The organism is Streptomyces sp. (genome assembly GCF_031181555.1).
Lineage (GTDB): Bacteria > Actinomycetota > Actinomycetes > Streptomycetales > Streptomycetaceae > Streptomyces > Streptomyces fimbriatus.
Genome location: NZ_JAPSKQ010000214.1, coordinates 1 through 8,982 on the forward strand (window position 1 = coordinate 1; position 8,982 = coordinate 8,982).

Below are 8,982 nucleotides of genomic sequence, written 5' to 3' on the forward strand. Positions count from 1 at the left end.
ACGTCTACCTCTTCAAGAACAACACCGATTCGGCGGGCAACTCCTACGGGTGCCACGAGAACTACCTGGTGGCCCGGCACGGGGAGTTCTCCCGGCTCGCGGACATCCTCATCCCGTTCCTGGTCACCCGCCAGCTGCTGTGCGGTGCCGGCAAGGTGCTGCAGACGCCGCGCGGCGCCGTGTACTGCGTCAGCCAGCGGGCCGAGCACATCTGGGAGGGCGTCTCCTCGGCGACGACCCGCTCCCGGCCGATCATCAACACGCGGGACGAGCCGCACGCCGACGCCGAGCGCTACCGTCGCCTGCACGTCATCGTGGGCGACTCGAACATGTCCGAGACGACCATGCTGCTCAAGGTCGGGGCCACCGACCTGGTGCTGCGCATGATCGAGGCGGGCACCGTGATGCGCGACCTCACCCTGGAGAACCCCATCCGGGCGATCCGCGAGGTCAGCCACGACATCACCGGGCGCCGCAAGGTGCGCCTGGCCAGCGGCCGGGAGGCCTCCGCGCTGGAGGTGCAGCGCGAGTACTACGAGAAGGCGCTGGACTTCTGCGAGCGCCGCGGCATCCGCACCGGCACCGTCGAACAGGTGCTGGAGCTGTGGGGCCGTACGCTGGACGCGATCGAGTCCGAGGACCTCGACCGCATCGGCACCGAGATCGACTGGGTCATGAAGTACAAGCTCCTCGAGCGGTACCGGGCCAAGCACAACATGACCATGTCGCATCCGCGGGTCGCGCAGATAGACCTCGCCTATCACGACATCCACCGCCGTCGTGGTCTGTACTACCTGCTGGAGAAAAAGGGGCAGGCGGCCCGGATCTGCAACGACGTGAAGATCTTCGAGGGCAAGTCGGTGCCGCCGCAGACCACTCGGGCCCGGCTGCGCGGCGACTTCATCCGGCGGGCCCAGGAGCAGCGCCGCGACTTCACCGTCGACTGGGTCCACCTCAAACTCAACGACCAGGCCCAGCGGACCGTGTTGTGCAAGGACCCGTTCCGTTCGGTGGACGAGAGGGTGGAGAAGCTGATCGCCGGAATGTGAGCCGCGCGTTCCGCCAGGGATCCGAAAATTCCCGGAACGTCACACGGGCGCCGTACGTTACACCGTGCGGCGCCCTTCTCACGCCGTAGAGTTGCGCGGACGCCATCCACCGAGATCGACCGATTACGAGGCCCCCACCGTGCGCCGACGCTCACTTCTCATCGCCGTACCCGCTGGACTGGTCACCCTCGCCGCGTGCGGCGACGACAAGTCCGACTCGAGCAAGGCCAGCGACAGCGCCTCGCCCTCCGCGCCCCGGACGTCCGAGGCGCCTCCGCCGAAGATCGTCGACGGCCCGCTGCCGGCGATCACCGCGGGCACGAAGTTCGACCAGAAGCCCACCGTCGCCAAGGGCAGCGGCGACCCGTCCGAGCAGCTCGCGGTGAAGACGGTCATCGCCGGCGGCGGGAAGACGGTCGCGGAGAACGACTTCGTGGTGGCCCACTACCTGGGTCAGATCTGGAACAGCGGGAAGGTGTTCGACAACTCCTACGACCGGGGAGCCCGCCTGGCGCTCCCGCTCACCCAGGGCGCCATCATCGACGGCTGGCGGTACGGCCTGATCGGCAAGAAGACCGGCAGCCGCGTCCAGATGGCCGTCCCGCCCACCTGGGGATACGGCGAGCAGGGCAACCAGCAGGCGGGCATCAAGGGCACCGACACGCTGGTGTTCGTCGTGGACGTGAAGGACACCTTCAACGCCACGAGCAGCGCCAAGGGCACCGAGGTCGCCCAGGACGACACCGGTCTGCCCGAGGTCGGCACCGGCACCGACGGCAAGGCACCCTCCATCGAGGTGCCCGACGCCGCCGCTCCGAAGAAGCTCGTGGCGAACTACGTCATCGAGGGCGACGGCGAGGAGGTCGGCGCCGAGGACAGCGTGCTGGTGCAGTACAAGGGCGTGCTGTGGGACGGCGGCGAGGAGTTCGACTCCACGTACGGCCGGAAGCAGCTGACGTCGTTCTCGCTCCAGCAGGTCGTCAAGGGCTGGGCGCAGGGGCTGACCGGCAAGAAGGTCGGCAGCCGCGTCCTCATCGTCATCCCGCCGGAGCTGGGCTACGGCGACAACCCGCCGCAGGGCAGCAAGATCAAGAAGGACTCCACGCTGGTGTTCTCGGTCGACATCCTCGCGAAGCTGTGACGCCCGTGGGATGCGAGACTGTGCGTGTTCGCCTTTCCGCAGACAAGCAGGAGCATCAGACGTGAGCATCGACAAGCCCGAGATCGACTTCCCGGGCGGCGAGCCCCCGGCGGACCTCGAGATCAAGGACATCTGGGAGGGCGACGGCGAGGTGGCGAAGGCGGGCCAGACCGTCACCGTTCACTACGTCGGTGTCGCCTTCAGCACGGGCGAGGAGTTCGACGCCAGCTGGAACCGCGGCACCCCCTTCCGCTTCCCGCTGGGCGCCGGCCGGGTCATCCAGGGCTGGGACCAGGGCGTGCAGGGCATGAAGGTCGGCGGCCGCCGCCAGCTGACCATCCCCGCCCACCTCGCCTACGGCAACCAGAGCCCCACCCCGGCGATCAAGCCCGGTGAGACCCTGATCTTCGTGGTCGACCTGCTCGGGGTCTGATCGTCGTACGACAGGACCCGATCACCTGGGGCCCATGCCTGTCCGGGCGTGGGCCCTCGGCTTTTGTCAGGACACCACGGGGCGGTACGGTCATCCGTCGTAAGCACCATAGGGAGGCGAAGGGCGTCGATGGCCATTGCCAAGGCCGAGCGGCTGATGAATCTGGCGCTGTGTCTGCTCGGGACGCGGCGGCCGCTCAGCAAGCGCGAGCTGCGCGAGTCCATCGAGGCCTATCTGGAAGCGGGGTCCGACGACTCCTTCAACCGGATGTTCGAGCGCGACAAGGACGACCTGCGCGAACTCGGACTGGTCATCGAGACCGTGGAGAGTCTCGACGGCGAGGTCGGCTACCTGGCCCGCCGCGACAGCAACCGGCTGCCGCCCATCACCCTCGACGCCGAGGAGGCCGCCGCGCTGGGGCTGGCCGCCAAGGTGTGGCAGCAGGCCCGGCTCGCGGGCGCGGCCAGCGGCGCCCTGCAGAAGCTGCGCGCGGCCGGACTGCCCGAGGACGTCGACCCGTACGAGGCGCACAGCGCGCTGGAGCCGCGCATCCCCGTGCACGAGGCCGCCTTCGAGCCGCTGATGCTGGCCTGCCGCGACCGCCGGCCGGTCGTCTTCGACTACCGCAAGGCCAATGCCGCCCAGCCCGAGCAGCGGCACGTCGAGCCGTGGGCGCTGGAGTGCTGGCGCGGCCACTGGTACCTGGCCGGCTGGGACCGCGACCGGGGTGCCGAGCGGGTCTTCCGGCTCTCCCGGATCACCGGCAGGGTGCGCTCGCGCGGCGGCCGGTACACCGCGCCGGTGCCCGATGTCGTCACCGTGCGCGAGACCGTGGCGAGCTGGGCGGGGGAGACCGCCGACCGCTCGGCGCGGATCCGGCTGCGTTCGAACGCCGGTTACCCCCTTCGGGCGAAGGCCACCGCGGTGCGGGAACTCGGGGACGGCTGGGACGAGTTGGAGATTCCGTACGGGCACGGCCTGGACGCCTGGCTGGTGGAGTTCGGACCGGACGTGGTGGTCCTGGAACCCGCCGAGCTGCGGGCCGACGTGGTGGACCGGCTGCGCGCCGTGGCCAAGGGCTGAGGGAGAGCGGACAAGAACGTGGCAGGCAAACCGGTCAGGCCCGTGAACGCCATCGACCAGACCCGGCGGATGCTCTCCCTGGTGACGTACCTGCGGGAGCGGCCCGGCGCCCGGATCGAGGACGTGGCGCGTGCCTTCGGCATCACCGAGGACGAGCTGGTCTCCGACCTCGATGTGCTGCCCATGTGCGGCACCAGCTTCCGCGGCGGCGATCTGCTGGACATCGACACCGACGGCGAGCGCATCTGGTGGCACAACCCCGCCGCGCTGGGCGCGGAGGCGGCCGAGCCGCTGCGGCTCGCCGCCGACGAGGCCACCGCCCTGCTGGTCGCCGCCCGCGCCGTGGCCACGCTGCCGGGGCTGCGCGAGAGCGACCGGCAGGCACTGCTGCGGGCCACCGCCAAGGTGGAGACCGCGGCCGGTGAGGCGGCCGGCGCCAGCTCCCGGCTCTCGGTGACCTTCGAGTCGGAGGGCGGCGTCTTCGCCGACGTCGACCGGGCCATCGCCGAGCGCCGCAGGCTGTGGATCCGCTACTACTCGCCCGCGCGCGACGAGGTCACCGAGCGGGAGATCGACCCCATCCGGCTGGTCAGCGTCGGCCACACCTACGTCGAGGCCTGGTGCCGCCGCTCCGAGGCGCGCCGCACCTTCCGGCTCGACCGGGTCGCCGAGATCAGGATCCTGGACGAGCCGTCCGCGCCGCCCGAGATCGAACTGCGGGACCTGTCGGAAGGACTGGTGCAGCCCGCGGCCGAGGACCCGGAGGTGGTGGTCGAGGTCGGGCCGGGCGGGCGCTGGGTCGCCGAGTACTACCCGCACGACAGCGCGGACGAGCTTCCCGACGGCGGGCTGCGCATCACCCTGCGCACCCCCGATCCGGCCTCCCTCAAGCGGCTGGCGCTGCGGCTCGGGCGCGACGGACGGATCGTCGAGCCGCGCGAGCTCGCCGACAGCGCCCGGCAGGCGGCCCGCGAGGCGCTGGCGGCGTACGACGGGGTCGAGGCGGCCGGATGAGCCGACCGCACGGAGGCGCGCGCGGGGGACGCGGTACGGGACGGACAGGACGACAGGCGGGAGCGAGTGCCTTGAGCGAGTCGGCGGTGTCTGGTGTGCGGGGCCTGACGGTGGCGTCCGCGTTCGCGGGAATGAGAAACGCGGCCCCGGTCGTCTTCCGCGCGGGCTGCCCGGACTGCCGGGGACGCTTCGAGCTCGCCGCGAGCGCGTTGCGCCTGGCCATCGGTGCCAGCAGCCGCACCACCTTCTACTCCTTCACCTGCCCCGAGTGCGGGGCGGCCGTCCGCAAGCCGGCCGGGGAGCGGATCGTCGAGCTGCTCACCGGCGGCGGGGTGCGCACGCTGCGGCTGCACTCGACGGTCTGACGGCCCGGGCGGGCGGCCGGGCGTTCGCCGCTCGCGGGGACGGTCTAGGCTCGCCTTCATGTTCTGGCCGATGTTCGCGGTTGTCGTGGGTTTCCTGGGTCTCGTGGTGCTCGGGGTGTTCGCCGTCCGGGTCTTCGTCGAGGCGCAGCGGCTCGGCCGGCAGGTCACGGATTCCGCGCGCCGCATCAGCAGGGCCGCGGAGGACCTGGAGCGCGCGGCGGCCGGCGCGGCCCGTTCCGCCGAAGCGCTCTGAGCGCTTTCCGGACAGCGGTTCACCGCTGTGCCCTGTCGAGTTGTCGGAACCGGCAGGTACGCTGCAGAGCGCGGACCGGAGAACGAGGCCCGGACCGCGGACGGGAGTACGCACGGGGATTGCCTCGCGTTCACCCCTGAGCGTTACGATCGCTGCCAGCGCCGTCGTTCGGGCACATGTCCGACCGGTCGGACAGCCACCCACCCGCCTCGGTGAGAAGGTAAAGACTTATGGGACGGCTCGGACCTACCGAGATCATTCTGATCCTCGTCGTCATCATCCTGCTGTTCGGTGCGAAGAAGCTTCCGGACATGGCGCGGTCGCTCGGCAAGTCGGCCCGCATCCTCAAGAGCGAGGCGAAGGCGATGAAGGAGGACAACAAGTCCTCCGCCCCGGCCGACCCGCCGGCCACCGGCGAGCAGCCCCCGGCGCAGCGCACCATCCAGGCGGCCCCCGGCGACGTGACCAGCTCCCGCCCGGTCACGGAGCCGACGGACACGACCAAGCGCTGACGCAGGGCCGGTGATCTCCGGCCCGCCGCACGAGATGGGAACGTGGGTTGCTCAAGTCTGCCCGCAAGCAGGAGAGGGATCCCGAGGGGCGGATGCCCCTGGTGGAACACCTGCGTGAGCTGCGCAATCGGCTCGCCAAGTCTGTCGCTGTGATCGTTGTGGTGATGATCGCGGCCGCGTTCTACAGCGAGCAGCTCATGCAGTTCCTCGCGGAGCCGGTGCCGAAGTGCGAGGATCTGGCGAACAGCGACGGTGGCAACTGCGCCATCGTGTCCTTCAACACCCTGACGTCGCCGTTCACCACGACGATCAAGGTGAGCCTCATGGCCGGCCTTGTCGTCTCCAGCCCTGTGTGGCTCTACCAGCTCTGGGCGTTCGTCGCCCCCGGGCTGCACAAGCACGAGAAGAAGTACACCTACATCTTCGTCTCGGCCGCGGTTCCGCTGTTCGCGGGCGGTGCCTACCTGGCGTACGCCATCCTCCCGATCAGTGTGAAGGTGCTCCTCAGCCTGACGCCCGGGGGATCGGCCAACATCCTCTCGCTCGACGAGGTCCTCGACTTCACCATCAGGATGGTGCTGATCTTCGGCCTGGCCTTCGAGCTTCCCCTCCTGCTCATCATGCTGAACATGGTCGGCATCGTCTCCGGCCGCCGCATGATCGGCTGGTGGCGCGGTGTCGTCATGGGCGTCTTCGTCTTCGGCGCGGTCGCGACGCCCACGACCGACCCGGTGGGGATGATCGCGCTTTCCGGGCCGATCGTCCTCCTCTATTTCGCCGCTGTGGCGTTCTCGCTGCTCAACGACAAACGGCGCGCCCGCAAGGAGGCCGCAGGCCCCGCCGACGACGAGGCCTCCGAGCTGGATCTCACCCCCGAGGCCATCGAGCCGGTGGAACCCGTGGCCGCCCTGCCCGAGCAGGCGACCAAGGACCGGGTCAACGGTTATGACGACGTGACCTGAGGACCGGGCCGCAACTCGTAGGGTCACTCCCGTGACCAGCGAGATCACCCTCTTCGTCAACCCCACCGCGGGCCGCGGCCGGGGCGCCCGAGCGGCGCGGCCGGCCGCTTCCGCGTTGCGGGCCGCCGGTTTCTCGGTGCGGACGGTTCTCGGCACGGACGCCGAGGACGCCCTGGCACGCGCGCGTGCCGCCGTCGCCGAGGGCACCGGCGCGTTGATCGCCGTGGGCGGCGACGGCATGGCGAACCTGGCGCTGCGGGCCGTGGTCGGCACCGGCACCCCGCTCGGCCTGGTCGCCGTCGGCACCGGAAACGACTTCGCCCGCGCCCTCGGCATGCCGCTGAGGGAACCGGCCGCGGCCGGCCGGATGATCGCCGACGCCCTCAAGTGCGGCCGGGTGCGCGACGTCGACCTCGGACGGGTCGGCGACCGCTGGTTCGGCACCGTCCTCGCCTCCGGCTTCGACTCCCGGGTCAACGACCGCGGCAACCGGATGCGACTGCCCGCAGGACGGTTCAGGTACGACCTCGCCATGGTCGCCGAGCTCGCCGCCTTCCGGCCGTTCCCCTACCGGATCACCCTGGACGGCGGTGACGTCCGCGAGGTCGAGGCCACGCTGGTCGCCGTCGGCAACGGACCGTCGTACGGCGGCGGCATGCGGATCTGTCCCGGCGCCGACCTCACCGACGGGCTGCTGGACGTCACGGTGGTGGGGGACTGCGGCCGGGCCACGCTGCTGCGGGTGTTCCCGACGGTGTACCGGGGGGCGCATGTCGGGCATCCGAAGGTCACCGTGTTCCGGGCGGCGAGCGTGGAACTGGCCGCCGAGGGGGTCACCGGGTACGCGGACGGGGAGCCGGCCGGGCCGCTGCCGCTGACCGCACGGTGCGTACGCGCCGCCGTGCGGATCGTGGGCCCCTGAGCTGGGCGGTTCTTCGGATCCCCCAGGGACCGATCCGGATAATGATCGTCCTGTTGTCGGCGCGGCCCGGTACGCTCGAAAGTACGATGACAGAGGACCTCTCACCGGCCGAGCGGTACGCGGCAGCACGCAGGCGCGCTGCCGAGCAGGCCACCGCGCTCGCCTCCTTCCGCGAGATGTACGACTTCGGCCTCGACCCCTTCCAGATCGAGGCCTGTCAGGCGCTCGAGGCGGGGAAGGGCGTGCTGGTGGCCGCGCCCACCGGATCCGGCAAGACGATCGTGGGCGAGTTCGCCGTCCACCTCGCCCTGCAGCAGGGCAAGAAGTGCTTCTACACGACACCGATCAAGGCGCTGTCGAACCAGAAGTACGCCGACCTGTGCCGTCGCTACGGCACCGACAAGGTGGGCCTGCTCACCGGCGACAACAGCGTCAACTCCGACGCCCCGGTGGTCGTGATGACCACCGAGGTGCTGCGGAACATGCTGTACGCGGGTTCGCAGACGCTCCTCGGCCTCGGCTACGCGGTGATGGACGAGGTGCACTACCTCTCCGACCGCTTCCGCGGTGCCGTCTGGGAGGAAGTGATCATCCACCTCCCCGAGTCGGTGACCCTGGTGTCACTGTCGGCGACGGTGTCGAACGCCGAGGAGTTCGGCGACTGGCTCGACACCGTCCGCGGTGACACCGAGGTGATCGTCTCCGAGCACCGGCCCGTGCCGCTGTTCCAGCACGTGCTCGCCGGGCGCCGGATCTACGACCTGTTCGAGGAGGGCGAGGGCCGGAAGAAGGCCGTCAACCCCGACCTCACGCGCATGGCCCGCCTGGAGGCGAGCCGCCCGTCGTGGGGCGACCGGCGACGCGGGCGCGGCAACATGCGGGAGGCAGAGCGGGAGCGGGAGCGCCGGCAGCGCTCGCGCGTGTGGACACCGAGCCGGCCCGAGGTCATCGAGCGGCTCGACGCCGAGGGCCTGCTGCCCGCGATCACGTTCATCTTCAGCCGGGCCGCCTGCGAGGCCGCCGTCCAGCAGTGCCTGTACGCGGGCCTCAGGCTCAACGACGAGGAGGCGCGGGCCCGGGTCCGCTCGCTCGTGGAGGAGCGCACCGCCTCCATCCCGGCCGAGGACCTGCACGTCCTGGGCTACTACGAGTGGCTGGAGGGCCTGGAGCGCGGCATCGCGGCCCATCACGCGGGCATGCTGCCGACGTTCAAGGAGGTCGTCGAGGAGCTGTTCGTGCGCGGGCTGG

Annotated in this window: 11 protein-coding genes; all 11 read left to right on the top strand. The window is 70.6% G+C overall.

The genetic code is table 11. From position 1 onward, the window contains the following. A partial coding sequence (gene pafA, locus RIM90_RS28425; protein WP_309063618.1) for a Pup--protein ligase occupies positions 1-1,049 on the top strand: 1,049 nt, incomplete at its 5' end. Positions 1,050-1,188: 139 nt separating this feature from the next. Continuing rightward, positions 1,189-2,190, top strand: a complete 1,002-nt coding sequence (locus tag RIM90_RS28430) for an FKBP-type peptidyl-prolyl cis-trans isomerase (protein WP_309063619.1) — start codon at positions 1,189-1,191, stop codon at positions 2,188-2,190. Between the two features lie 61 nt (positions 2,191-2,251). After that, entirely contained in the window at positions 2,252-2,623 is a 372-nt protein-coding gene (locus tag RIM90_RS28435) for an FKBP-type peptidyl-prolyl cis-trans isomerase (protein WP_309063620.1), read from the top strand. Positions 2,624-2,752: 129 nt separating this feature from the next. Next, positions 2,753-3,706, top strand: coding sequence for a WYL domain-containing protein (locus tag RIM90_RS28440; RefSeq protein WP_309063621.1), 954 nt, complete (start codon positions 2,753-2,755; stop codon positions 3,704-3,706). Between the two features lie 18 nt (positions 3,707-3,724). Beyond that, the gene (locus tag RIM90_RS28445; protein ID WP_309063622.1) at positions 3,725-4,720 is read left to right on the top strand and encodes a WYL domain-containing protein; all 996 of its coding nucleotides are present in this window, start codon (positions 3,725-3,727) and stop codon (positions 4,718-4,720) included. A gap of 71 nt (positions 4,721-4,791) precedes the next feature. Continuing rightward, complete coding sequence (locus RIM90_RS28450) at positions 4,792-5,085, top strand: hypothetical protein (RefSeq protein ID WP_309063623.1); 294 nt, start codon at positions 4,792-4,794, stop codon at positions 5,083-5,085. 58 nt (positions 5,086-5,143) lie between these two features. After that, positions 5,144-5,338 (top strand): hypothetical protein, encoded by a 195-nt coding sequence (locus RIM90_RS28455; RefSeq protein ID WP_309063624.1) that lies wholly within the window; start codon positions 5,144-5,146, stop codon positions 5,336-5,338. Between the two features lie 230 nt (positions 5,339-5,568). Continuing rightward, a complete protein-coding gene (gene tatA, locus RIM90_RS28460) occupies positions 5,569-5,850 on the top strand; it encodes a Sec-independent protein translocase subunit TatA (RefSeq protein WP_024885165.1) in 282 nt (93 codons plus the stop codon). Between the two features lie 92 nt (positions 5,851-5,942). After that, positions 5,943-6,812, top strand: coding sequence for a twin-arginine translocase subunit TatC (gene tatC / locus RIM90_RS28465; protein ID WP_309063627.1), 870 nt, complete (start codon positions 5,943-5,945; stop codon positions 6,810-6,812). A gap of 31 nt (positions 6,813-6,843) precedes the next feature. Continuing rightward, the gene (locus tag RIM90_RS28470; protein ID WP_309063625.1) at positions 6,844-7,734 is read left to right on the top strand and encodes a diacylglycerol kinase; all 891 of its coding nucleotides are present in this window, start codon (positions 6,844-6,846) and stop codon (positions 7,732-7,734) included. 41 nt (positions 7,735-7,775) lie between these two features. Then, a partial coding sequence (locus RIM90_RS28475; protein WP_309063626.1) for a DEAD/DEAH box helicase occupies positions 7,776-8,982 on the top strand: 1,207 nt, incomplete at its 3' end.